The sequence below is a fragment of the Pedobacter alpinus genome (genome assembly GCF_042684645.1).
In the GTDB taxonomy this organism is placed as follows: Bacteria; Bacteroidota; Bacteroidia; order Sphingobacteriales; family Sphingobacteriaceae; genus Pseudopedobacter; species Pseudopedobacter alpinus.
In genome coordinates this window covers 93,751-118,486 of the sequence record NZ_JBHULV010000024.1, presented here as the reverse complement: position 1 = coordinate 118,486, position 24,736 = coordinate 93,751, and the positions used below count along the sequence as shown (strand labels likewise).

Here is a 24,736-nt window from a genome sequence, read left to right as displayed (position 1 = left end):
TCTTTCATACGGATAGGAACAAGGTCAGGTTATCGAGCGATAAGTTACCGAAGGTTTAGTTCAACAAAAAGTTCTGAAAATATATGGTGGTTTACGTTAATTCATCAGTTATTTAATTAATTTAGTGCGGTATGATAATGGTTCTGCAAGCAATGCCATTTCTGCTCAAATTTTCAAAACGTTATGCCTAATGCTACTCGACAAAATGGAAACGACTAAAAAATGAATTTCCAATCTATTTTTGTAAATTAGTATTGTGAAAAAACAGAAAGAAATCGGACTTGACTTTATAATCGACAAGCTTACAAACTCAATTGAAAATGTGGTAACTGGAGACAGTTTTCCGACCGAAATCTCTATCCTTACAAAACAAGACATTAAACTAATCACTAAAAAGAACGGCTGGCTTTTCGACTGGAAATCAGAATTTAAAAATCCTGTTAAAGAAGTTTATAAGTTGACAATATGGAACAATCCGAACATTATTCAAGGTTTAGTTTGTTTAGAAATAAAAACCGACCATGTTTATATGCACTTGGTTGAAAATGCACCTTTCAATAAGGGAAAGACCAAAATGTATGCAGGTGTTGCCGGAAATTTAGTTGCATTTGCTTGTAAGCTATCTTTCCAAAGGGGAAACGAAGGAAATGTTTCATTTATTTCTAAAACGCAGTTAATCGACCATTATGAAAAGACTCTTGGTGCATTTCATTTCGGTGGAAGATTGATGATTATAGAGACCAAATCAGCACTTATGCTAATCAATAAATATTTTCAAAATTCATAAATATGAAAACAACAATCAAAGAATTAGAAGTTGACTTTATAGGTGGACAAGAACCTTTAACAGTTCAAGAAGAAAAGGCTTTATCGGCGTACTTCAAAAATAAGAAATCTAAAAAAGCCTTACTGACCGAAAAGGGAAAAACCAAATTGCAGGACGTAAATTAAAAGAAGCACTAGGCATAACAGCAACAAATTTTTACAAAAATGGTTGACAGTGGTTTAAGTAAATTTTGTGCTTTTTTATTTACTTTAGTGCTGGTGTATATTCCGATGAAGTTGACCATGTAATTCCGTGGAAACTGACCAGTGATTAAGCTGGCAGAGAGAGTTGAAAGATGCCTTATGATCTTTGATAAAAGTAATAATTATTTTAAAGATTTATGAGTGATTTTTCGATGGTTCCTGATTCCATTTTTTTCTCATGTATTCACCCTGTAGCTCCATTCTAAAGTCTCCATGAATAAATGCAGAAATGTATTTCCTTACCGTATTACGGGAACAACCGCTCTGTACCGTAATGGACATGATGCTACGCCCCTGATGGGACATCCTGAGGATTTGTCTTATCTTATTCATGCTGATTGTCGTATTTGCCATTTTTGAGGTGTTAATCCCCCAAAAATAGGCTTGATTTTACAGCATCTTTCAACGTCCTTACCTGGTCACTTTCCAGCGGAATACCCTGGTCAGTTTCTAACGGAATGACTGGTCAGTTTAATTCGGAATAGGGTGGGCAACTTCACCGGAATCTCCACCGGACAACATATACCTGCTGAACATATCTCCGTACAACCCGGAACTGAACCCATGCGAACAGGTTTGGCAATACATCAAGAACAGGTTCAAGAACCAGCGCTTCGAGACCATGGAAAGCCTAAAGGAATAGCTCAACAACATGGTAAAGGATATGAAAGAGGAGACGATAAAATCAATCACTGGAAACCACCATTATCTGACAGCATTTAATACGGCGTTTTATATCTAAATTGGTATAAAAATCCATTTTTAAAAATTAATAACACATGTTTTTTAAGAAAAGCAAAAAAAAAATGCTCAATTATTATTTCAATTTTAGCATTTCATTATAACTCATTTGCACAAAATTCTGCTTCTATTAAAATAGAGTTTGGTAAAGGGATTCAATTTAGTAGTTTAGTACTGTGCAATAATGATTCTGCATTAATGCCATTTCTTCAAAAATTTTCAAATGAACAAAACCAAGATAAATTTATGAAAACAGAAAGTGTAATTTTATCCATAGCCTTTTTATTACTTTTTCCATTTGTATTAAAGGCACAGCAAAAATATGAAAGAGAATATAGAATAAAGTCTGAAATTATTCCTCAATCTGCATTAGCGTTTATTGATTCAATAGGTCCGGATTCTAAAGTAAAATGGTATAAAGAAATAAGCCTTAATGGTGTTTCTACCGAAGCCAAATTTAAGCACAACAAGAAGAAATTTAGTGTTGAATTTGACACATTAGGACACATACAAGACGTAGAATTTATCATTAAAAAAAGTGAAATAATTAATGCCGCGTACGTTAAAATAGAACATAAACTTGATTCTCTTTACCAAAAATGGAAATTTCAGAAGATACAAAAACAATACAAAGGAAAACCTAAAGAAATCATAAATTCAATAAACAAAAATGAACCAACCGATTCTGTAAAAGTTTCTTACGAGATAGTTTTAAAAGGAAAAGTTGTAGGAAACACACAACTCTATGAAATTACCTTTAATGAAAAGGGAGAAATACAGGATGTTTTACAGATTATACAAGATAATGCCGACCACCTTGTATATTAGAATGAAATTCTTGTTGATATTCTTTATGTTGATAAGCTTAAAGGATATTTATGCACAAACTCAAACCAGAGTTGGATTTTTACCTTCTGTAAATTACAACCAAAAAATAAATAAGGTGTGGGAAGCAAATTTCAAGTTTGAATCAAGACATTTCGTGTTTGAAAACAGTACTTCACAAAGTAGTGTTTTCAAATATAAATATTCACTAAGTGATGTTACCGCTTTGGTAGGAAGAAAAGTAGGTTTAAACTCAAAAGTTATTTTAGGATTTTTAACACGAATAGAACCTGAGGCTGTAACCTACAGGACCATTCAGCAATTTATATTTCAAACAAAAATAGAGAAATTTCGTGTAGCACATAGATTAGTTACTGACCAAACCTTTTCTTCTAATGAATCTACTGAATTTAGGTTAAGGTATAGATTAAGTGCAGAAATACCGCTATCGGGTTTAAAAGTAGATGTTAAAGAGTTTTATCTTAAATTTAATACAGAGGCACTCCACAGTATTCAAGATGATGAATATGATCTAGAATTAAGAGCAGTTCCTAACATAGGCTATGTAATTAATGATCAGCACAAGATAGAATTGGGATTGGATAACCGTTTTGCTTCATTTATAGACAATCAAACCCATTTTACATCATGGCTTACCATAAATTGGTTCTTTTAGAGTAGCAGCTACATGCAATAGCTAAGGCTTCGTTATGCTCTGAGAGCCAACAAAGAAACTATGGTTGGACGGAACCTTACACATTCACATTTGTTATGGATTTAACGTTGTTGTGTTTCTATTTTAACAATCAATTTTAGGCTGTTCATTTTTTTTAGGCATTCAACAACTCAGCTACCAGAAAAATGGGGCAACTGGGAGAATTTTTATTCAATTCACAAACAGCAAACATTAGATATTATGGTGCTGATTTTCATTTTAAATACAACGGGTTTTATTTAGCGTCTGAATTATACAACAGAAATTCTGATACTCGAATAATTACAAATGCTGAGAATTTAGGCGAAACCAATTATATTATTTCTGGCACTAATTTCTCATCATCATCATGCATTAAAATGGTATAAAAACCTTCTTTTAGAACGCTTAACTCTTTCTCAAACTTCCCATCAGCCATGTTTTCACTCAAAATTACATTACCATCAGCATTTTTAATTAATAGGGTAGGCTTTAATTTGGTATTGCTGTAATTAGCTTTTAAAGAAAATTTTTGTGGCTTATTACAAGCTGTAAAAGAAAGAATTAAAAAAAGCAGATAAAGAGATTGAATAAAGTAGTTTTCATAAGTAATGTTTTATAAATCAATAATACTATTTTTTGGAATAATCTTTGCCTTCAATCTATAAAAAAACAATTATGAAAAAATTAGCTTCAGGATTATTCATCCTAACCATATTCATTAGCAGTTGTGCAACTTTACAATCTATTGTAAAATCAACATTTCCATATACTTCAACATTAATTATTCCTGCAAGTTCTCAAACTGGCAAAACAATATCTGCTACAAGTTCGGCAAGTAGTATTGACCAAATTTTTACTGGCAACGGTTCTAATACAAGTCAAATTAGCCAAGTAAGAATTTCATCTGCTAAAATTGAAGCCGTAAACCCAACAAACCAAAACTTAGGCGTTTTTAAATCTATTAAAGTTTACTTACTAAATGGAAGTAATGAAGCTTTAGTAGCATCAAGAAACGATGTTGCTGCAACCACAGGCAATAGCTTAGTTTTAGATATTGATAACAGTAAGTTTTTAGATGATTATGTGAAAACTGGAAACGTACGTATAAGAATGGATTACATTTTGCAAAACAGCTTAAGTGTTGATTTAAGTGTAAAAGCCAGTATCGGATTTAATACCAGCCCTGCAAATACCAATTAAAAGAAAAACTCAATTTATTTTGATGCCTAAAATCTTATCCCCATCTTTCGGGATAAGATTTTTTTTATTTTGGAGCAATTACTTTCTACTATTTTAGAACAATTTAAAGCCATAACTTATGTTGAGTGGTTTGGTGTAATTACTGGTGCTTTATGTGTTTATTTGGCTGCTAAAGAGCATATTTTAAATTGGCCAGTTTCCATATTAAGTGTTGCCACCTACATTTATATTTTTTATAATGCCAAGCTTTATGGCGATACCATTTTGCAATTTTACTTTTTAGGAACTGCAATTTACGGTTGGTATTACTGGTCTTATGGGCATCTTAACTCCCTAAAAGCAGAAAGGCCCGTTTCGCACATTAATAAAAAAGATTGGTTTACAATTGCCATTATATTATTAGTAGGGAGTTTTATATTTGGATATCTTTTAGATAATTATACCGATACAGACGTACCCTATATTGATGGCTTTTGTACAGTTACCAGTTTTGTTGCGCAATACCTATTAACGCGTAAAAAAATAGAAAATTGGTTAATTTGGATTTTTGTCGATATCATTTACATACCGCTATACATTCATAAAAACTTATTGGCTACTGCTGCGTTATATTTTATATTTGTATTTATAGCTTTGCAAGGCTACATCAGCTGGAAAAAAAGCATAAAAAGGCAAAAAAGCTTTTAATGAGTTTCAACTGTTATTAAACATTATTAAAGTTTTAGTAGAAACATTAATTACCGATAAATTCGCCCTTGTCTGGTGCGGATATGATGAAGAAGTAAAAGCAATAACTTTGACAGCATCAGGCGCAGGCGAGAGTTTATTCAATTTGTTTATTGTTTTTATAGGTTTTCATGTGTTCGCTTTCGCTCGGGTTTTGGATACTTTTTTGCGGAAAAAATTGCGTAGCACTCTTGAATACCAAAAAAATGAAATGATGAAAAATGAAAAAAGTATCTGCCATTGCCCGGCATGAGGGCAGGAAAGGTTGTGTGGTTTGGCTTTAATTTATAAGGTATTGAATATAGTTTCACTAATACTTTATATTGTAACATAAGTTTTAATGAATAAAAAATTAATTAAAATAGCAGTAGTTGGACCAGAATCTACCGGAAAATCTACCATATCTGCAGCTTTAGCTAAACATTACAAAACAGTTTGGGTTCCAGAATATGCTCGTTACTATTGTGAAGGCCTAACCGCCGATTGTACTTTACAAGATGAGTTAAACATGTTTTACGGACAAATGGCTATAGAGAAATCTATGGAGGTTGTTGCGCAAAATAATTTACTTATTTGCGATACTACATTTTTAACCGTAAAAATTTGGAGCGATTACCAATTGGGAGAAACTCCGCAGCCAGTATTAGACAAGCTAAAATCTCATTATTATGATTTTTATGTGTTGCTTAAAAACGATATTCCGTGGCAAGAAGACCCTTTAAGAGATTTTAAAGACATGGGAGATTATTTTATGAATATTTGGCGCAAAGAGTTAAAAGCTTTAAATGCAGTTTATACAGAAGTTGGCGGTGTAAACAACAGAATTGAAAACGCTATTGAAGCAATTGATGCATTTTTAGATAAAAACTATTGACATTTTACTTTTATTAAGTAAATTTCGTGAAACACTTTAAAATTTTAATTAAACACTCAGAATTTAAAAGCAAAATTAATTTATTCAATTAAATAATTATCTTATCACGCTAAAAAATCAAACTATTAACAAAATCACAAAATTATATTAAATTAAACTTATGAGAATTAATTATTTAGCCTCTGCAGCTGCTATTGCATTAACAATTGCTGCCTGTAGCCCAAAAATAAGTACAGATACCGCAAATAACACTAAATCAGCAACTATTCCAATAGATAGTAATGTGGTAATTGGTACTTTGCCAAATGGTTTAACCTATTACATCAGAAAAAATGTAGAACCAAAAAACAGGGCCGAGCTTTATTTGGTAAACAAAATTGGTTCTATTGTAGAAAATGACGACCAAAGAGGTTTAGCCCATTTTACAGAACACATGGCTTTTAACGGTACACGTGATTTCCCTAAAAACGAATTAATAAGTTATTTACAAAAAGCAGGTGTTCGTTTTGGTGCCGATTTGAATGCATACACTGGTTTTAACCAAACTGTTTACCAATTGCCATTACCAACAGATAGTGTTGCTGTTTTTGAAAAAGGTTTCGATATATTATCAAATTGGGCAGGCTTGGTTAGCTTTGATGATAATGAAATTGACCAAGAGCGTGGTGTAATTGTAGAAGAAGACCGCCAAAGAGGGAAAAATGCGCAAGAGCGTATGAGCAAGCAATTATTACCTTTTTTATTGGCAAACTCAAGATATGCGGATAGGCTTCCCATTGGGAATTTAGAGGTGCTTAATACCTTTAAATATGAAACTATCAAACAGTTTTATAAAGATTGGTATCGCCCAAATTTACAAGCAGTTATTGCTGTTGGCGATTTTGATGTAGCAAAAGTAGTGCAATTAATTAAAGACAATTTTTCTGAACTTAAAAATCCAACAAACCAAAGAGCTAGAGAAGAATATAGCATTCCGGATAATGCAGAACCGTTAGTTAAAATTGTAACAGACCCAGAGTTTCCATACAATATTGCAACAGTTACTTACAAACATGCGGAAGTAATTGAAAAGGACGAAGCGCAATTAAAAACTAAAATTTTAACCAGCTTAATTAACAGTATGTTGGGCGCAAGGTTAACAGAAATTGTACAAAAAGGAAATGCTCCGTTTGTTTTTGCACAAAGTAGTTATGGTGCTTTTCAAGGTGGTTTAGTTAATTTAGATGCTTTTAACAGTATGGCAGTTTCTAAAGATGCTAAAGGTTTAGAGGCGGCCTTAAAAGCAGTACTTGCAGAAAACATACGCATGAAGAAATTTGGTTTTACCACAACCGAATTAGAAAGAGCGAAAACCAATTTACAAACCGGTATTGACAAACAATTTAAAGAAAAAGATAAAACAAAATCTGCTGCTTTTGTACAGCAATATGTAGAAAGCTTTTTAAAAGGGCAGCCAATACCAAGTATAGATTATATTCATGATTTTTATACCAAAAGCTTAACAAGCATTTCTGTAGCTGAAATTAATGCATTAGCAGCAACTTTTGTAACCGAAAACAATTTAATTGCAATTGTACAGGCACCAGAAAAAGAGAAAGAAAACCTACCTACAGAGGCTACTTTATTAACTTGGGTAAAAAGTGCTGGTCAAGACGTACAAGCTTATGTTGATAATACAGTTAACAAACCTTTAATGGAGAAAAAGCCAAGCGCTGGTACTGTTGCTAGCGAGAAAAAAGTAGATGAAATTGGTGTTACAGAACTTACTTTATCTAACGGAATAAAAGTAATTTTAAAACCAACAGATTTTAAAAATGATCAAATTATTTTTAGCGCAACAAGTAAAGGTGGTACTTCTTTAGCTTCAGAAGCCGATTTCCGTTCAGCAGAAATGGCAGACGGATTAATAACTTCTTCTGGAATTGGAGAATTTGACGAATCGCAATTAGGCAAATTACTCACAGGTAAAGTAGCCAGGGTAAACCCATACATTAGTACTTATAGCGAAGGTTTAAGCGGAAGCTCTAGTCCTAAAGATTTAGAAACAGCTTTACAATTAACTCATTTGTATTTTACAGCGCCACGTAAAGACCCAAGTGTTTTAAAAACACAGCTAGAAAGCATGAAAACTGTTTTAAGTAACCGTTTAACGCAGCCTACAGCAGTTTTTCAAGATACAGCAAGCGCTGTTTTAAATAGCTACAAAAAAAGAGCACAACAAATTACTATACCAGAGTTAGATCAAATAAATTTAGACAAAGCAATGGCGTTTTATAAAGAGCGCTTTGCTAACGCGGCCGATTTTACTTTCACTTTTGTAGGCAACTTTAAAGTGGAAGAAATTAAACCTTTATTGGCTACTTATTTAGCAAGTTTACCTGCTACAGCTGCAAAAGAAAACTTTAAAGATTTAGGTTTAGAGCCCATTAAAGGCGATGTTACCAAAAAAGTTTATAAAGGTTTAGAAGACAAAGCAAATGTAACTTTGGTTTACCACGGTAATTACAACTATTCTAACAAAGAAAACCTACAGCTAGATGCTTTAAAAGCTATTTTAGAAATTAAAATTTTAGAGCGTTTACGTGAAAAAGAAAGTGGTGTTTACAGTCCTGGAGTTGGGCTTAGTTATAATGATGTACCTAAAAACAAATACAGTGTAAGTATTTCTTTTAGCTGCGCAACCGCTAACGTTGATAAATTGATTGCTGCCGCAATTGATGAGGTTAATCAATTACAAAAAAGTGGTGCTACCGCAGATGATTTGCAAAAGTTTAAAGCGGAGGAAAATCGCCAGTTAGAGTTGCAGTTAAGAGAAAACGGATTTTGGTTAGGTTATTTGCAAGATGCTTACACCAGCAACAAAAATCCTAAAGACGTTTTAACTTATTTAACTACTTTAAATCAAGTTACAGCAGCAAGCATTAAAGCTACAGCAATTCAGTACTTAAACGCCAATAACTTTATTAAATTAATATTGTTGCCAGAGAAAAAATAATCCGCTTATCGCTGATGATAAAAAGCCTTAGTTTGCAATTAGTAAACTAGGGCTTTTTTGTTTTTCTTGCGACGGTTGTTATTACCGTGTACCATACTATATCAAACAAATGGTTTGGTGATAACACCAACTACAAGTTTAAATTTATAAATCAGCCAAAACCATTTCTTTAATTTTCACAGCTTTTTCAAAATGATCAAGTTGGTGTTTCATAATCCACCATTCGGCAACAGCCATTAATAAAACCGGATTATCATTTTTATTGGCAAAAAAAGCATAAAAAGAAAGACCAACACTTTCTCCTTTTGTGGCTATTTTATGGTTACAAACTTTAATTATTTTTTGTTTGATAACATCATTCATATTTTTAATTTATTATTTTAAGCTGTAAAATTTTTGTTTTATTTTGAATTACATTTTTGTAAAATCTCCATAAATTTAAATACCATTAATAACAAGTTCAAGATAAAAAAGCATGTTCACAATAACACAAATTAAAGACGCACATAGTAAAGTTAGATCAGGGGCAGATTTTCCTGCGTACATACAAGACCTTAAAAAATTGGGTATTGCTAATTATACAGCTTTTGTTAGTGATGGACATACAGATTATTATGGTAAAGATGATTTTAAAGTTTCGTCACCAGCAATTTATAGTTTATTAACAATATTGGATGAAGCTAATTCAACAGCGTTTAAAACTGATTTAATAACCCACCAAAACGGAAAAACAGATTATCCAACCTTTTGTAAGGATTGTGCAAATGCAGGTATTGAAAAATGGATTGTTTGTACGGAAAAAATGAACTGTACTTATTACGATACTTTAGGGAATGAAATTTTAAAAGAGGAAATACCTGAGTAAATCTCCAAAATAAATTTCATAATTATTTTTCTTATTTTACCTTTAATTCTTAATTTAAAAACCCTATGAAAACACTTTTATTTATGTTAATGGCATTTAGTTTTTTAGATGCTTTTAATCAAACTACTATTTCAACAGATACTATTGAAGTTAAAAAAGGATTTGGAACCGTTTTTAAACAAAACGGAAAACCTTTAACGCCAAAGCAACTATTAAACATTACAGAAGCTAACCCAGAAGCTTATCAGCAGATGCAAATAGCAAAACGTAATTATGCGCCAGCAACAATTTTTGGAAGCATTGGCGGATTTTTAGTTGGTTACCCTTTAGGTAGCGCAATTGGTGGCGGAAAACCGAATTGGACTTTAGCCGGAATTGGAGCAGGCTTAATTGGTTTGTCTATTCCATTTTCATCCGCTTACACAAAGCACACCAAAAATGCTGTAGAAACTTATAATAATGGCTTACAAAAAACTGGTTTTAAGCCCAAAGTAAACTTTAATATTGGTATCGCCGGCAATGGTGTAGGGTTAAAAATGGTGTTTTAAATTATTTTTAATTAACCAGGTATTCCTTTTTCTCTGATAAAATAGTTGCTTCTTTATTATTCTGTTTCATTAAAGTAAAAGCCATTGCAACCCCAATTAAGGCCATTACAACGCCTACGATTTCTGGCGAAGTATAGCCATAACCTAAAGCTATAGGAATACCACCAAAAAAGGCACCTAATGCATTGCCTACATTAAAAGCCGCTTGTGTAGCAGCAGCTCCTAACATTTCAGCCTCACGGGCAGTCTTAATCATTAAAATCTGGATAGGAGCGCCAACCGCTAAAGACAGTCCGCCGGCAATAAAAGTCATTATTAAAGATATTGCTTTAATTTCTGCAGTAAAAAAGATAATTAATAAAGCACTTGCCATGCATAATAATAAAATTAAACAAGCTTTAATTGGAGAAATTTTATCTGCCAGTTTACCACCAAATATATTTCCTACTACCATTCCTAAACCTGCTAAAACCATAATATATGGCACTGTATCAGCAGCAAAACCACCAACTTCTGTCATAAGCGGTGCAATGTAGCTTATCCAAGCAAACAAACCCCCTGTACCAATTGCGGTTATTCCCAGTATCATCCAAGCTTCTTTCTTTTTAAAAAAACTTAGTTCAGATTTTATATCTCCGCTACGCTTAACAGGTAAAGCAGGCAACCAAAAACGAATAGCTACAAGTGTAATTAAACCAATAATAGCAATTAAAGCAAAAGTGTATCGCCACGAGTAATGATGCCCAATGTAAGTCCCTATTGGAACGGTTAATAAGTTAGCAATTGTTAACCCACCAAGCACAACAGAAATAGCCTGTGCTTCTTTTCCTTTATCTGCTAAACGACTAGCAACAACTGAAGCTACTCCAAAAAAAGCGCCATGTGGTAAGCCAGAAAGTAGGCGAGTAATTAATAAAGTTGTATTGTCTGGTGCAAAAGCAGAAAACGCATTAAAAACTGTAAAAACAGCCATTAAAGCCATTAATATTTTTTTTGGCTCAAAATTAGCAGCTGAAGCCACTAAAATAGGAGCACCTATAACTACACCTAATGCGTATGAAGATATTAAATGCCCAGCTACCGGTATGCTGATATCAAAATCTTTAGCGATATCGGGCAATAAGCCCATCATTACAAATTCTGTTGTACCTATACCCAAACCGCCTAAACCAAGCGCTATTAAACTCTTTTTCAAAATCTCTAAATTTTATTTTGTATAAAATCCTACAGAGTAACTTGGATTTTTTAATTGGATAAGGCAACAAGATTGCGCTTTTTTAACAAAAGTACTGCTTTTAATGTGGTTGCAAATAATATTGGCTGGCTTTTAATTTTTTATGAGTTAAAAATGATATGACTTTGCTGAATTAAAATTACAAATTAGAATAGGAGTAAAATTTATTCTATTGCTTCTAAACTATCCCAACTTTCTTTTCGGTATTGCACAAAGCATTGCCAGGCAGCAATAGTCATTAAAGCAGCAAATATCCAAATGGCTGTTTCCCATTCTGCCGCCCAATAATGTATAAAACCTAAAACAGCAGGTATTATCATCAAAAACATACCAATAAACATTTTTCCGCCTTTTTTAACATTAACAGGTTGCGAAAACGGTAAACCTTTAACCTGAAATAAGGCAATGAGTAAAGCATAAATTACGCTCACCATAAAAACCAAAATCAAATCGTTAAAAACTTTAATGCCCCAAAAACTGATACTAAAAATACCTACTGCTAAAAAATACGGTAAAAAATATTTTACTATAACAGCTTTAAACATACCGCCTAAAACTTGTCCGGGGTGGTGTAACGGAGTGCTAAAATATACCCATGCTGCTTTATGTTTCTCTGTTATGCTTACATGTTGCAATACAGAAGTTAGCACAAAACTTGTAAGGTAAAGTAGCAAAATGTACATATTGCCTTCTCGCATATTTTCCCAATTTTGTGCAATGCTTCCCTTCTTATTCATAAAACCGAAATAAAAAAAGTAAACTGGTACGTAAGCAAAAGCCGGATAAACCTTTACTTTAAAATCTCGGTAACGAGATGTAAGCAACCATGTAATTTTAAAACCAGCGTTTTCTATTGGTTTTGGCGCTAATACCTTAGCAATCTTATTTAAAAAGTTGTTATTGTTTAGTTTAGTATCTGTTTGATCTTCATTACCGCTACCGCTAATGGAAGAAAGCTTTTGGTTAAACCCTGGCGCCAATATTTTAACCACCAAATACATGGCTATAAAAGGACTAACTAAAGCTAAACTTGCATAAACTACAAGAATTAAATCTGCCGATTTTGGGTTTACAGCCAATTCATTTAAAGCAGCAATCCAAACGGATGGTACAATTGCCAATGTTTTAATACTTTTAATTTCAAAACTGTTAAGCGTACTAGCACTTATTAATTTAGGAAGGGTATAATATGCAGCAAAAATGCCAACAGATAATATGATTTGAAAATAGGAAATAAAGTCTTTAAACCTTTGCGGACTGGTTATTTTTAAAACAATTAAATAGGTAATATTAACTAAAAATATACTTAACAGGGTAGCTATAAATACCTGTAAAATAAACAGTAAACCCAATAACGGGCCTTCCCAAATAGAAATATATACCAAGCCGGGTAAAGCCAAGGCAAATGCCATTTTTGATGTATGTGTAGCAATGTGCAAAATACGAGCAACTGTAAATGTAATATCAGATACTGGACGAGGTAATATGATGTAATTATCTCTAACATCAATTAAAACGCTGGTAAAATCAGAAATAAGCGTAACAGCCAACATCACCATAAAGGCCGAAAAAAATATAGTTTGGCCAACTAATGGTTTTTTAATTACGATTAGCATCACCATTAAAAAAACACCCATAATAAGCAGCACCAACATGGTTAGCCAACTGGCATTATTTGTTTCTTTCTTCTTTTTTTGGCTGTGACTGTAAACATTCGGTCTTCTGTCATCCATTAGCATTTTAGTGCTTAAGATAATACGAAGTTGAGTAACATCTACACCAAAACGGGCATAAATGCTTTTAAAAAGCATTACAAAATTTAAAACAAATTTGTTTAGCATGGCTTAATTTAAGGCGTTTAAAACATCGTTGGCTTCTTTATTACTTTCCTCTTTGCCGGTAAGTTTTGCAAAAATGTTTTCTAAGGTTTGGTTTCCACCGGCTTTTAATTCTTCAAAAGAACCGTCGGCAATAATTTCACCGTTGTTAATCAATAGTATCCTGTCCGCTACTTTTTCTACCACATCCATCATGTGCGAGCAATAGAAAATTGTTTTGCCTTCTTTGGCCAACAAAGCAATTAACTCTTTCACCATAATTACGGCGTTAGCATCTAAACCAGATAAAGGCTCATCTAAAATTAAAATCTTAGGATTGTGTAAAATGCCCGATATCAGTAAAACCTTTTGGCGCATTCCTTTAGAAAAAGTGTCCATTCTTTGATTTGCGTTTGTTCCAATACCAAAAGCTGTCAATAATTTTTGGGCTCTGGTAGCAATTTGGTCTTCATCCATTCCATAAAGTTTGCCTATAAAATCTAAATACTCTAACGGAGTAAGCACATCATATATCTCAGCGTTTTCTGGTACGTAACCTATTTGGCTTTTTATAGCTGTTATGTCATCCTTAATTCTTTTGCCTTCTACCGTAACTTCTCCTTCAAAATCGCTAATTAAACCTGTTAAAATTTTAACCGTGGTAGATTTTCCAGCTCCGTTAGGCCCAATATAGCCTATAACTTGTCCGGGGTAAATTTCTAAATTGATACCTTTTAAAACTTGTTTATCGCCATAGCTTTTTTTAAGGTTGCTGATGCTGATGATTGGTGTTAGGGTAATTTCCATATTGATGTTTTAGAGCTTAAAAATAGGATTTTGTTACGGTTTATAACGTGGCCTTTTCTTTATTTGTCTATAGTTGTTTAGGTAAACAATTGATTCAACAAAAAACTTACACTCAACTAAAAATCTAACATTTGTTTTAAGGATTTATATCGAGCTTTATGAAATTTTGTTGAAAAAACGTAAATTAAACCTAAAGTAGCGGATTTTTAGTTTAGAAAATTTAATTTTATAGCTATGAGTAAAACCACTTACCAAGCCGCAAATACCGCTTCACCAATTATAGAAGCTCATTTTAATAATTTAATAGGCTTGGCAAGTGCAAAAGGCGAGTTGGGTTTAGCTGATGCGCCAAATCAAAAAATTATTTCAGAAATTATAAACGCTGCTTTTTGGGCAAGTTTAAGAAAAGAAGAAGGTAAATCTCCAAAAATATCCATCGCTTTTTTAGCTCCAGAACAGGCAGAACAACCTTTAGTTTTTGGGGTAAAATTTCCTTTGAATGCGGCAAATTTAACTAAAATTGCTCCAGGAATTGAAAGAGCAGGTATTCATTTAGGTGTTTGGGAAGAGAACGGCTTTCTATATATTTGGGGTACAACCTTAAAAATTCCTAATTTTTGTTTTGTTTTAGATGTTTCTGAGCCTGGCTTAATTGTGGTTAAACACCGCCGTTTACATGGTTTTGGAAAATATACCAATGTTGCCGTTTTAAAAGGTGATGAGATAAAAGTGATTGATAAAGATTGTGGGACTCTAAAAGAATGCCCGCCAATTGTAACCGCTTTATTAGACATTGATGCGCCTTGCACTTTTAATAATGGCGTAAATGTTTTTATACAGTTGGCGGTATCTATGCGAGCGCACCAACATGGTGGTATTTTATTAGTTGTACCACCAAACTCTTCTGATTGGAAACGCTCAATTGTACACCCTTTGCAATATCCCTTGCACCCAAGTTTTGATTCATTGGCAACCTTATTAAATACCAATCATACAGAATATGGCGAAGTTTTATGGCAAGCAGCTTTGCGTAATGAAGTAGAAAATATTGCTGGCTTAACTGCAATTGATGGCGCAACGGTAGTTAGCAGAGACCATCATTTACATACTTTTGGGGCAAAAATAGTAAGAAGCAGCCACAGTACTACAGTTGAACAAGTTTTGTATATAGAACCAATTATTAATGGCGAAGAAGTGCGTAAATACATTGGAGAAATTGGAGGTACAAGGCATTTATCAGCCGCACAATTTGTTCACGACCAGCATGATGCTGTTGCTTTAGTTGCTTCACAAGATGGACATTTCACCGTTTTTTCTTGGTCTTTGGCACAAGAAATGGTGCAAGCTTACCGAATTGATACTTTGCTGATTTAAGGTTTTACGGATAATAAACCAGCCAAATGCTTTGCAAAATCAGCATTAATCATATCATGGTTTTCATCTATAATTAACTGTTTTGCATTATTTATTTGTGGGATAATAATTTTACCAATTTTAGCTGGAAAACTTCCATCGCGTTTACCGAAAATAAAAACACTGGGTATTTGGTGTTGGTTAAGTTGCTGAATAAATTTTGAAACATCTAACTTTAAAAAACGCAAATAACTGGCACAAGCAAAAAAGCTAAATCTAAGTTCTGGAGTGGCTATTTCTCTATATAAAATCTCGTAAGCTTTTTGGTCAATTACCTTTATTCTTTTTAAAAGCGATAATAACCCTAACATTCCATTATCGCTTAATGCCAAGCGTTCTAAAAGTTTGTTCCCAATTTTATTGGCACTAAAAAAAGTAACTAATCTCCCAGGTTTAAGGCTTGATGGCGCTGCTAATATAATTTCGTTTATCCTTTCGGGGATTTCTTCTGCTAATGTACAAGCATAAAAACTACCCATAGAATAGGCTATAACAGAAAAATCTTGAATGCTTTTGTGCGCACAAAAATCAATAAAAAGCTGACTTAATTCTTTTTTAGAAATTCCTTTTTTAACCGTTTCTACAGTTTGATTAATCAATTTTGTCTCTTTATGAAAAAATAAATCGAACCCGTAAAAGGTATATTGGTTGCCTAATGTAGCTTCTAAATATCTAAACTGTTTGCCATGCATGCCATAACCATGAAAACAAAGCATTGCTTCTGGGCCACTACCAAATTGGTAATAGTGCATTTTTACAAGCTGGTTTTCAAAATAGTGATTGGTCATTGATTTGGTTTACTTAAAAATTCGTCTATCAAAAGGAAATTTTTCAATAGTTGAAATTTCTATTTTTTTAAAATCTGGATGATGTGGATTTATTAAAAAGTTAAAATCGCCTTTAGTTACCACTGATGGTATTTTGGCAATACAATACTTGTTTTCCAAAACAAAGTTATCTCCAAATTTTTGCGTGGCCGATGGATGCGGAAAGTTATTCCAGTTGTAAGGTAAATCTTTTTCTAGTATTTCTTTAACCAATAAATCATCAGGAACAGCGATGGTAACCATCATATAATCACTTGGCAAAGTTGCTAAAGTAAAATGCACCGCAACTTCTGCCATAGCCAGAGACCTATTCCCGGCAGTGTAAATAAGCTCTATCCCAATAGAATTCCATCTTCCACCTTTTATTGCTGCTCCAGCTCCAGATAGTGAATCAGCGTATCTTTCTCTCGAAAGCCTGTAAACCTCCATTTAAACTAAAATGCCGTAGTTAATTCTGGTTAATTCTGTAATTACTAACTCTTTGCCATAAGAATCTTTTAAAAGCTCTTTTGGCTTTAAACTACCCAAAGCAAAACAAGGTGTATTTAACCATAGTTTTAACTTTTCCATGTCTTCAAAAACATCTAAACCTAATTGCGTAACTTCAGAAAGTTCAATTATTTTTTCTGAGTGGCTTGATTTAAAATGATGAGAAGCGGCAGTTTTATAACGTTGTAAAGATTTTGTAGAAATATCTAAAAACCCTGCCCAATCTAACTCAGAAAAAGGAGCTTGTTCTTGTATTACATCAAAAAGAGAATACGGTATGCCAGCCCTAATAGCAGCTATAACCATCATTTTATCATCCAAAAAATTTGAATAACTGATATGATTTGTTGGTTTTGATTCATAATAGGCTACCTCTGGCTCATTTAAAAAAGAAGTAATTTCTTGATCGAGTTTGTATGCTATACTTTTTGAATTTTCCATAACTAATTTAGACTTATGTCTATAAAAATAAGACATTTGTTTGTGATATGCAAATTTCATAAAAAATATTATTACATCACCTATAAATTCATCTCACAAGCAATTAAAGTAGTTCTTTATGATATAGATTTTTAGCATTAAGCTTTGTGCATTTTGCCTTAAGTTATTCTATAATGATTTTAGTACATTATTTTTTAACAATTGCAGCTGCCCAAACATAATCACCATCATGGCTAATGCTTAAACTAATGTTAAGATTTTGGTATAATTCTGGTAAAACTGGACTTGGTATTCCACCAATTTTAGAACGTAAAATTTCTATTTTTTTAAATGAAATAGGTTTAGGATTAAGCTGTTTGATGGCTTTATAAACTGCTTCTTTTGCAGCCCAAGTTGATGCGTAGTGCAGCAAATTTTCTTCAAACTGCTCGCAGTAGTCAATTTCTTTTTGTGTATAAACTTTTTTCTGAAATAGTGGGTTGTAAGATGCCATAAAGTTGGATAAAAAAACAACATCGTTACCAATGGCAAAATCTTGTTGGTTTGCTATTTCTTTAATCAAATTTTCCAACTTAAATTTCTTCAATAGCAACGCCCATAATGTTAAAACCGCCATCAACAAAATGAATGTTTCCGGTTACTTTTTTAGATAAATCTGAGAAGTAATATAAAGCAGCGTCGGCAACATCGGTAGCAGCAATATTACCTAATGGAGCAGTAACTTTACCCATTTTACGTAATCTTCTAACGCCATTTATACCACCTGCAGAAGTACTCATTACCAAACCTGCTGATATTGCATTTACCCTAACCCCACTTATTCTGAAATAACTGGCTAAGTACAACATGATATTTTCTAATGCTGCTTTATTAATTGCCATACCCGCATAACCAGGAAAAACCCTTTGAGATGCGTTATAAGTTAAGGTTAAAACAGAAGCATTTTTAGCCATTAATGGTTCGGCAACGCGGCAAATTCTTAACAAAGAATAAGCGCTAATATTAAAAGCATCCATTAATTCTTCAAACGGTATATCAATGTAAGATGGTGCAGGCGCATCAATACCGGGTAAAGTATAGCACATTACATTTTGGCTACCAAAAGCCACGCCATGCAAAATATAATCTATTGGCCCTAAACCTTGATAAATAGCGGTTAAAAAGCTTTTAATTTCTTCTTCATTACGGACATCAACATTGGCAGCATAAGTACTATCAATGCCGTTTTGCTGCATTAAATAAAGTACGTCTTCTTTGGTATCTTCTACGTAATTTAAAACAACTTTACAACCAGATTGGTGCAATTTAAGCGCAACTTGAAAACCTATAGAACTATCGTTACGAACACCAAAAACTACAGCTATTTTATTTTGATTATTTATCATGAATGATCTTTTGATATTAAAATAGCACTATTTGTACCACCAAAACCATAGTTTAAACAGGTGATGCTATTAATTTCTTTATCGATAGTTTGTTGTGGCATTAAATCTCTGTAAGCAGCTAAAGGTTCTTTGGGGCCTAACCAAGTTTCCTTAGTCTGAAAAGCTTCTTGGTTTTCATTCAAATGATCAGAATTTAAGCAAGGCAATACTTTCTGTTTCTGAAGCATCAACACCGCAGCAATAAATTCAACAGCACCAGCCGCACCTAACATGTGCCCAAACTGAGATTTTGGGGCAGAAATACTATAATCTTTTACACCTAAAGCATCAACCACACTTAATAATTCAATAGCATCGCCAGCAGGGGTGGAAGTTCCATGTACTTTTACTACATCAGGTTTTATATTGGTATCAGCTAATAAGCCTTTCCAAAGTCTTTGTTGGCCAGCAAATGATGGGTAAAACATATCGCCATCACCATCAGAATTATTGAAATAACTATCAATAACTGATAAAATATTTGCACCACGGGCTTTTGCCATTTCGTATTCTTCTAAGCATACAATACCCGCCCCAAAAGAACAAACAAAACCATTTCGGTCTTTATCAAAAGGGCGAGAACTTTGCTCGGGTGTAAAACCACGACTTAATACTTGCATGGCATCAAAACCTATAAAAGTTTCTAATGAAGTACCTTCAACACCGCCAGCTACTGCTCTGTCTTGCATACCGTATTTAATTAAGCGGTAAGCATAGCCAATATTGCCCAAACCAGTTGCGCAAGCAGAACCGATAGATTCACAAACACCGCGGTTTTTTATTAAACAAGAAACATTTGCAGCATCGCGGTAAACCATAGATCTATCTACGGTATGAGAACCTGCTAAGCGAGATTTTTTACCTAATTCAAAAAAAGCATGCCAAGCATGACGTTGGATTACATGACCGCCACCACCAGAACCAACTACAACACCAGTACCTTCAGATTGTGTTTCTTGAGTAGTCCAGCCTGCCATTTTAATAGCATCAAGCGAACCTAACATTGCCCAAACACTACCCATATCTGCAGTAGATAAATTTATTTCTGGAATACGTTTGAGTAAATCGCTGTAAACTTCTGGGTAGGTATCAGAAAGCGGAGAATAAATGGCTTCTAAATTCATTTCGGCTTCGGTAATAAAACCCGAAACTGTAGAACGTATTTGCTTACCACGAGCAACGGCAACATCCCATTCTCTAATTAAACTTTGATTTGTAAAAAGTTTATCAGAGAAATCATTTAAACTAGAGCATGTTGGGAAAGCCCCCCCCATGCCTACTACCGCTACTTTTCTTCCCCCTAATTCCATGTTAACCTCTTTCTTTGGTGCGTAAAATTAAATCAACAATATCTTTAACTGTTGATCCTAATCCGTCAATATCATCATCTTCAAACTCGATATCAAATTTTTGTTCTGCTTTGGCAGCAATATTTATTAGCTCTGTAGAAGGTGTTTTTAAATCTGTTAAAAAATCAGTCTCTTCTGTAATATCAGCTAACTTATCATGGTCAATGGTTCTAACAGTTTTTAAAATTTCTACAATACCGTCAATTATTTCTTGTCTTTCCATTTTGTTTTATTGTGTAAATATGTCTTTTTTTAAAGCCCTTCCAGTAATGTCAAAAAGTTCTGCCACTAATTTAAAATCATCACTTAGCTGATAATTGTTTAATTTTTCTTCGTTAAAATCACTAAAATAAGCATCTAAATCTAAACCTTTAGGTGCTTTATATATTCTACCATCAGCAACCATTTGCCTAAATTTGTAAAACTTTATTTTACCTAAGCTTATAAATGTTTCTCCTTCTGATAAATAATTGTGAAAATAAACATTTCCAACGCTAATAAAAGCTGGTACAAATTTATCTTTTAAATCTTCGGGTACACACTTTTGTTTTTGGCATTCTAAAAAAGTAGCGCAAGATACAATGGTTGCTTGTGCAAATGCTTCAATTTGGTCAACCCCTCTAAAAATTCCAAAATGGTCATTTACATCAAAAGCATTTGGGGTATAACTGGCAACTATTCCAACTTTGGGGTCATGCCAATGGTATTTATCTAACAATTTTTTTGTTGGCCCATGCAAAAGCATATCTTTTGGTAAAGTGCCTATTAAATTTTCCATTAAAAAAGTCCTCCGTTAATGTCAATATTACTTCCGTTTATGTAAGAAGCTTTGTCTGAAAGTAAAAAGGCTACGGTTTCTGCTACTTCATTGGCTTGACCAAATCTTTGGGCGGGTATCATTTTAAGGTATTTTTCTTTCTCCGTTTCCGGGATGGCGTCCGTCATAGGGGTTTGTATAAAACCAGGTGAAATACTTAAAACCCTTATTTGATGATCGGGATACACTGCTCCGGCTTCTTTAGCTAAGGATTTGGAAAAAGCAATAAGTCCAGCTTTTGTTGCCGCATAAACAGATTGAAAGGCATTACCCATTTCTGCAACGCAAGAACTTACATTAATAATCACTCCTTTACCTTTTAAGCCAAAAAGCTTAATTACTGTTTTTGAGATGATGATAGGCGCTTTTAAATTTACAGCCATCATGATGTCTATATCTCTTTCTGGCTGGAAAGTTAGAGGTTTATCTATAGAAATACCAGCATTATTAATTACTGCATACAAATCATCGCCATGTTGGGCTTTTAGTTGTTTACAAAATTCTTTTAATTCATCAGCGTTTGATAAATCGGCAGCTAAAACAAAGTTTCCTTCCCCTATATCTGTAATATTCTCTGCTTTTGATGCATGTAAAATTAAACAGTAATCAGCGTTTAAGCGCTTAGCCATTGCCAAACCTAAACCTTTACTTGCTCCGGTGATTAAAACTTTTGGTTTACTCACAAATATTTTCTTTATCGTATAAACTTATAATATTTCAAAAATATAAAATATACTATAGAAATTGAGGTTTGGCTAATTATTAATTGTGGGTAGTTAAAATTTGCTTATATAATTGATTACTATGATAATTAATGCTAATTAGTAATTTAGAGTCTCCAAATTCATCCTAATTGTAAAGTTGCAATCATAGTTGTTTTCAATTCATCGGTAAAAAAACACCATTCATCTTAGTATTTTGCCACTAGTCGGGTTTTAAATAAAATTTAACCTATGTTTAATTACCTTAAGGGTTTACAAATGATATTAAAATGAAAGATTTATTTAAGTGTTTTTTAAATGGACTAAAATTAGGGATAGTTGTTGCTTTTGTACTCACAGTATTTTATTTGGTTTCTGCCAAAACCGTTCAATGGAGTTATATTGGGGTTACTCTTATGTTTAGCGTTACAATTGCCACCTTTATTTCTTTTTTAATTAAAATGGTTGATAATTACAGGGCTAAATACCAACCTAAAAACTTTTATATGATTTGGGCATTGTACTATTTAGCGGCTCTAATAGGGATGTCTGTAGCCAGCGAAATATGTTTATTCATATTAAATATTTTTATCTTACACATTGATTACAATCTATTTGCCGATCCAAAACAATTGTTAATTAACTTAATAATTTCTTTAATTGTAACTACTATTGTGGGTGTTTACCAAAGTCAGCGGACTAATTTAGAAATAAGATTGAAAGAAAAAGAGCTTGATATTGTTAAGCTAAATCAGATGAAAACGTTAGCAGAATTACAAACTTTACAGTCGAAAATAAATCCTCACTTTTTGTACAACTCTTTAAACTCCATAGCTAGTTTAATACACATTGATGCAGATAAAGCCGAAGAAATGACACTCAAACTTTCTAAATTATTTAGATATAGCATCAATACACAAAATGAAAATTTCACATCAGTAAAAGAAGAAGTTGAAATTATTGAAACTTATTTGGATATTGAAAGGGTACGTTTTGGCAATCGTATCCAATTTATTTTAGCCATTGAAGAAGGTGCCTTAAATGAATCTTTACCTCGCTTTATTTTACAGCCTCTAGTAGAAAATGCACTTAAGCATGGTTTAAATGATATGATAGATGGAGGAGAGTTAAAGTTAACGGTTGAAAAATTAGATGGTGAATTGACATTAACTGTAGCAGATAATGGAAAACCTTTTCCTACAGAGTTAAACTCGGGCTATGGTTTGCAAAGCACTTATGAAAAATTACAACTTTTGTATGGCGATAAATACAGCCTGCAAATTACAAATTCACCAGAAAAACAAATCAAAATTACCATACCAAAGTTATGATAGAAAAAATTTCATGTATAATAATAGACGATGAAGAGTTAGCCCGTAAACGTCTTATTAGGTTATTACAACCTTATCCTTTTATAGAAATTATAGCACAAGCAGATAACGGACAGGAAGGTTTAAAATTAGTAGATTTGCACCAGCCCGATTTGATATTCTTAGATATTGAAATGCCGGTGATGAATGGCTTTGAAATGCTATCTAAAGTAAAGAAACAACCGAAAGTTATTTTTACAACAGCCTATGATCAATATGCTATAAAAGCTTTTGAAGAAAATTCAGTAGATTATTTATTGAAACCTATAGAGAAAGAGCGTTTAGAAAAAAGTATAGGAAAATTAAAGCGAACTCAACAGCATGTTGCTTTACCTATACAAGATTTACTAAACCAGTTAAAACCTAAAAAGGAAATTAAAACTTTAACAGTTAAAATTGGCGATAAAATCTTACTCATTCCACTTCATCAAATTGTGGCCATAGAAGCAGAGGATAAGTACGTTTTCTTACTTACCGAAGATGGTAACAAGCATTTAACGGATTTTACACTCACTGGTTTAGAAGAGAAACTACCTGATGTTTTTTGCAGGATACATAGAAGCATTATCATTAATACCGATAAAATTAAAGAAATTAGGAAGAGTTTTAATGGTGCTTTGGTATTTGTGATGAGTAATTTATTACAAAGCAAATTTGCAAGTAGCCGAAGTAATTCTGAGGCTTTAAGAGAAAGGTTTGATATTTGATAAAGCTTAAATTAGCAGTTCTAAAAAATGCAATAAAAAAAGGAGCTCTATTTATACCAAATAAGGCTCCTTTTTAAGTTTCGGATAATTTTGAAACCCTATTTACATTGCGCTAATAACTCGGCATTTCTATCTGCTCCCCAATTTGGCATCATCAGGTTTGCTGGTTTAAATGTTTCAAACTTTGCAGCTGCTTCTTCTAATTTTGGTTTTGCAGCATTTTTCCCACCTCCAAACGCTTCTGGAGTATAAAAAGTATTTTGTGCAATGATATAATAAGGACGAGGATTTGCTGGATTTAAGGCTTTTGCTTTTCCTAATAAACCCATAGCATTAGCCATTCCGGTTTGCATACGAGCCATTGGATCTACATAAATTTGCATAAATGCGATGTATCCTTTTAAAGCAAATATTTCACTTTCTGTGGGGTTTAAAGTTTCTGCTTTTTCAATTAACTCTTGTGCTTTGGTTAATACTGCCTCTTTTTCTTCGGGCTTGCTTAGCATGGTATTGTTAATTAACTGACTTAAGGCTGCATAATAATAGGGTAACCATTCTGTTTTTGCTAAAGTTCCAATTTGCTCAAATTTATTTGCAGCTGCTAAATAATCTGCTGGGGCTTTTGCTGCACCAAATTGTTGTAAACTGGTTTGCATGGCAGCCATGTATTTAGCATCTTGTGCGTTTACATTTCCTACTAATAGGATAAATAACATTGCGATTGTTGTTGTGATTCTAGTTTTCATAATTTTTATTTTAGTTAATTAGTTAATTAGTTAATAGTTCATTAGTCATTTGTTCATTAGTATTTGCGTGATGGAGATTTAGTTTATTAGTCAT

The 24,736-nt window shown here is 33.1% G+C and carries 30 protein-coding genes; 15 read left to right on the top strand and 15 right to left on the bottom strand.

Annotation, left to right across the window (positions count from 1 at the left end):
* The first annotated feature begins 256 nt into the window (after positions 1-256).
* Together ACFSSE_RS08335 and ACFSSE_RS08330 are read left to right on the top strand one after the other, a co-directional pair.
* Positions 257-787, top strand: coding sequence for a hypothetical protein (locus tag ACFSSE_RS08335; RefSeq protein ID WP_379045819.1), 531 nt, complete (start codon positions 257-259; stop codon positions 785-787).
* 2 nt (positions 788-789) lie between these two features.
* Positions 790-951 carry a hypothetical protein gene (locus ACFSSE_RS08330; RefSeq protein ID WP_379045816.1) on the top strand — a complete coding sequence of 54 codons (162 nt, stop codon included), beginning with the start codon at positions 790-792 and terminating at the stop codon, positions 949-951.
* Positions 952-1,164: 213 nt separating this feature from the next.
* On the opposite strand, the gene ACFSSE_RS08325 is transcribed toward ACFSSE_RS08330, so the two are convergent.
* Entirely contained in the window at positions 1,165-1,362 is a 198-nt protein-coding gene (locus ACFSSE_RS08325; RefSeq protein WP_379045834.1) for a helix-turn-helix domain-containing protein, read from the bottom strand.
* Between the two features lie 148 nt (positions 1,363-1,510).
* On the opposite strand from ACFSSE_RS08325, the gene ACFSSE_RS08320 reads away from it, so the two are divergent.
* From ACFSSE_RS08320 to ACFSSE_RS08285, 8 genes are all read left to right on the top strand, one after another.
* Positions 1,511-1,672 (top strand): transposase, encoded by a 162-nt coding sequence (locus ACFSSE_RS08320; RefSeq protein WP_379045831.1) that lies wholly within the window; start codon positions 1,511-1,513, stop codon positions 1,670-1,672.
* Between the two features lie 344 nt (positions 1,673-2,016).
* Positions 2,017-2,598: a hypothetical protein gene (locus ACFSSE_RS08315; RefSeq protein ID WP_379045813.1), complete on the top strand. Its 582-nt coding sequence runs from the start codon at positions 2,017-2,019 to the stop codon at positions 2,596-2,598.
* Between the two features lie 10 nt (positions 2,599-2,608).
* Entirely contained in the window at positions 2,609-3,271 is a 663-nt protein-coding gene (locus ACFSSE_RS08310; RefSeq protein ID WP_379100849.1) for a DUF2490 domain-containing protein, read from the top strand.
* 185 nt (positions 3,272-3,456) lie between these two features.
* The gene (locus ACFSSE_RS08305; RefSeq protein ID WP_379045807.1) at positions 3,457-3,678 is read left to right on the top strand and encodes a hypothetical protein; all 222 of its coding nucleotides are present in this window, start codon (positions 3,457-3,459) and stop codon (positions 3,676-3,678) included.
* A gap of 289 nt (positions 3,679-3,967) precedes the next feature.
* Positions 3,968-4,492 carry a hypothetical protein gene (locus tag ACFSSE_RS08300; RefSeq protein ID WP_379045804.1) on the top strand — a complete coding sequence of 175 codons (525 nt, stop codon included), beginning with the start codon at positions 3,968-3,970 and terminating at the stop codon, positions 4,490-4,492.
* A gap of 69 nt (positions 4,493-4,561) precedes the next feature.
* Entirely contained in the window at positions 4,562-5,179 is a 618-nt protein-coding gene (gene pnuC, locus ACFSSE_RS08295) for a nicotinamide riboside transporter PnuC (RefSeq protein WP_379045801.1), read from the top strand.
* A gap of 379 nt (positions 5,180-5,558) precedes the next feature.
* On the top strand, positions 5,559-6,092 hold the full coding sequence (locus ACFSSE_RS08290; protein ID WP_379045798.1) for an AAA family ATPase: 534 nt from the start codon (positions 5,559-5,561) through the stop codon (positions 6,090-6,092).
* Positions 6,093-6,252: 160 nt separating this feature from the next.
* Positions 6,253-9,087 carry a M16 family metallopeptidase gene (locus ACFSSE_RS08285; protein ID WP_379045795.1) on the top strand — a complete coding sequence of 945 codons (2,835 nt, stop codon included), beginning with the start codon at positions 6,253-6,255 and terminating at the stop codon, positions 9,085-9,087.
* A gap of 144 nt (positions 9,088-9,231) precedes the next feature.
* Here ACFSSE_RS08285 and ACFSSE_RS08280 read toward each other — a convergent pair whose 3' ends face one another.
* Entirely contained in the window at positions 9,232-9,450 is a 219-nt protein-coding gene (locus ACFSSE_RS08280) for a DUF6500 family protein (protein ID WP_379045792.1), read from the bottom strand.
* A gap of 112 nt (positions 9,451-9,562) precedes the next feature.
* Between ACFSSE_RS08280 and ACFSSE_RS08275 the strand changes: the two genes are divergently transcribed.
* Entirely contained in the window at positions 9,563-9,952 is a 390-nt protein-coding gene (locus ACFSSE_RS08275) for a DUF1398 domain-containing protein (RefSeq protein WP_379045789.1), read from the top strand.
* A gap of 65 nt (positions 9,953-10,017) precedes the next feature.
* Positions 10,018-10,500 carry a hypothetical protein gene (locus ACFSSE_RS08270; RefSeq protein WP_379045786.1) on the top strand — a complete coding sequence of 161 codons (483 nt, stop codon included), beginning with the start codon at positions 10,018-10,020 and terminating at the stop codon, positions 10,498-10,500.
* 7 nt (positions 10,501-10,507) lie between these two features.
* On the opposite strand, the gene ACFSSE_RS08265 is transcribed toward ACFSSE_RS08270, so the two are convergent.
* From ACFSSE_RS08265 to ACFSSE_RS08255, 3 genes are all read right to left on the bottom strand, one after another.
* A complete protein-coding gene (locus ACFSSE_RS08265) occupies positions 10,508-11,695 on the bottom strand; it encodes an MFS transporter (protein WP_379045783.1) in 1,188 nt (395 codons plus the stop codon).
* 203 nt (positions 11,696-11,898) lie between these two features.
* Positions 11,899-13,575: a hypothetical protein gene (locus ACFSSE_RS08260; RefSeq protein ID WP_379045780.1), complete on the bottom strand. Its 1,677-nt coding sequence runs from the start codon at positions 13,573-13,575 to the stop codon at positions 11,899-11,901.
* A gap of 3 nt (positions 13,576-13,578) precedes the next feature.
* Entirely contained in the window at positions 13,579-14,358 is a 780-nt protein-coding gene (locus ACFSSE_RS08255) for an ABC transporter ATP-binding protein (protein ID WP_379045776.1), read from the bottom strand.
* 234 nt (positions 14,359-14,592) lie between these two features.
* Between ACFSSE_RS08255 and ACFSSE_RS08250 the strand changes: the two genes are divergently transcribed.
* Positions 14,593-15,732, top strand: a complete 1,140-nt coding sequence (locus tag ACFSSE_RS08250) for a putative sensor domain DACNV-containing protein (RefSeq protein ID WP_379045774.1) — start codon at positions 14,593-14,595, stop codon at positions 15,730-15,732.
* Here the strand turns inward: ACFSSE_RS08250 and ACFSSE_RS08245 are convergent.
* The 9 genes from ACFSSE_RS08245 to ACFSSE_RS08205 all read right to left on the bottom strand — a co-directional run bounded on the left by ACFSSE_RS08245 (position 15,729) and on the right by ACFSSE_RS08205 (position 21,801).
* The gene (locus tag ACFSSE_RS08245; RefSeq protein ID WP_379045771.1) at positions 15,729-16,559 is read right to left on the bottom strand and encodes an alpha/beta fold hydrolase; all 831 of its coding nucleotides are present in this window, start codon (positions 16,557-16,559) and stop codon (positions 15,729-15,731) included. The two genes, ACFSSE_RS08250 and ACFSSE_RS08245, sit on opposite strands and share 4 nt — an antisense overlap.
* A 9-nt stretch (positions 16,560-16,568) precedes the next feature.
* The gene (locus ACFSSE_RS08240) at positions 16,569-17,027 is read right to left on the bottom strand and encodes an RES family NAD+ phosphorylase (RefSeq protein WP_379045767.1); all 459 of its coding nucleotides are present in this window, start codon (positions 17,025-17,027) and stop codon (positions 16,569-16,571) included.
* On the bottom strand, positions 17,028-17,528 hold the full coding sequence (gene parS / locus ACFSSE_RS08235; protein WP_379045764.1) for a type II RES/Xre toxin-antitoxin system antitoxin: 501 nt from the start codon (positions 17,526-17,528) through the stop codon (positions 17,028-17,030). It abuts the gene before it with no gap.
* A gap of 187 nt (positions 17,529-17,715) precedes the next feature.
* Complete coding sequence (locus ACFSSE_RS08230; RefSeq protein ID WP_379045761.1) at positions 17,716-18,090, bottom strand: holo-ACP synthase; 375 nt, start codon at positions 18,088-18,090, stop codon at positions 17,716-17,718.
* A 10-nt stretch (positions 18,091-18,100) separates the two neighbouring features.
* Complete coding sequence (locus ACFSSE_RS08225) at positions 18,101-18,913, bottom strand: enoyl-ACP reductase FabI (protein ID WP_379045758.1); 813 nt, start codon at positions 18,911-18,913, stop codon at positions 18,101-18,103.
* The gene (locus tag ACFSSE_RS08220; RefSeq protein WP_379045755.1) at positions 18,910-20,262 is read right to left on the bottom strand and encodes a beta-ketoacyl-[acyl-carrier-protein] synthase family protein; all 1,353 of its coding nucleotides are present in this window, start codon (positions 20,260-20,262) and stop codon (positions 18,910-18,912) included. Before ACFSSE_RS08220 ends, ACFSSE_RS08225 begins: the two co-directional genes overlap by 4 nt.
* 1 nt (position 20,263) lies before the next feature.
* A complete protein-coding gene (locus ACFSSE_RS08215; RefSeq protein WP_379045752.1) occupies positions 20,264-20,524 on the bottom strand; it encodes a phosphopantetheine-binding protein in 261 nt (86 codons plus the stop codon).
* A 6-nt stretch (positions 20,525-20,530) separates the two neighbouring features.
* The gene (locus ACFSSE_RS08210) at positions 20,531-21,079 is read right to left on the bottom strand and encodes a hypothetical protein (RefSeq protein WP_379045749.1); all 549 of its coding nucleotides are present in this window, start codon (positions 21,077-21,079) and stop codon (positions 20,531-20,533) included.
* Entirely contained in the window at positions 21,079-21,801 is a 723-nt protein-coding gene (locus ACFSSE_RS08205) for an SDR family NAD(P)-dependent oxidoreductase (RefSeq protein WP_379045746.1), read from the bottom strand. The genes ACFSSE_RS08210 and ACFSSE_RS08205 overlap by 1 nt, the downstream gene beginning before the upstream one ends.
* A 308-nt stretch (positions 21,802-22,109) precedes the next feature.
* On the opposite strand from ACFSSE_RS08205, the gene ACFSSE_RS08200 reads away from it, so the two are divergent.
* Together ACFSSE_RS08200 and ACFSSE_RS08195 are read left to right on the top strand one after the other, a co-directional pair.
* On the top strand, positions 22,110-23,150 hold the full coding sequence (locus ACFSSE_RS08200) for a sensor histidine kinase (protein ID WP_379045742.1): 1,041 nt from the start codon (positions 22,110-22,112) through the stop codon (positions 23,148-23,150).
* Positions 23,147-23,896, top strand: coding sequence for a LytR/AlgR family response regulator transcription factor (locus ACFSSE_RS08195; RefSeq protein WP_379045738.1), 750 nt, complete (start codon positions 23,147-23,149; stop codon positions 23,894-23,896). The genes ACFSSE_RS08200 and ACFSSE_RS08195 overlap by 4 nt, the downstream gene beginning before the upstream one ends.
* A gap of 98 nt (positions 23,897-23,994) precedes the next feature.
* Here ACFSSE_RS08195 and ACFSSE_RS08190 read toward each other — a convergent pair whose 3' ends face one another.
* Positions 23,995-24,642 (bottom strand): hypothetical protein, encoded by a 648-nt coding sequence (locus ACFSSE_RS08190; protein WP_379045735.1) that lies wholly within the window; start codon positions 24,640-24,642, stop codon positions 23,995-23,997.
* Between the last annotated feature and the right edge of the window lie 94 nt (positions 24,643-24,736).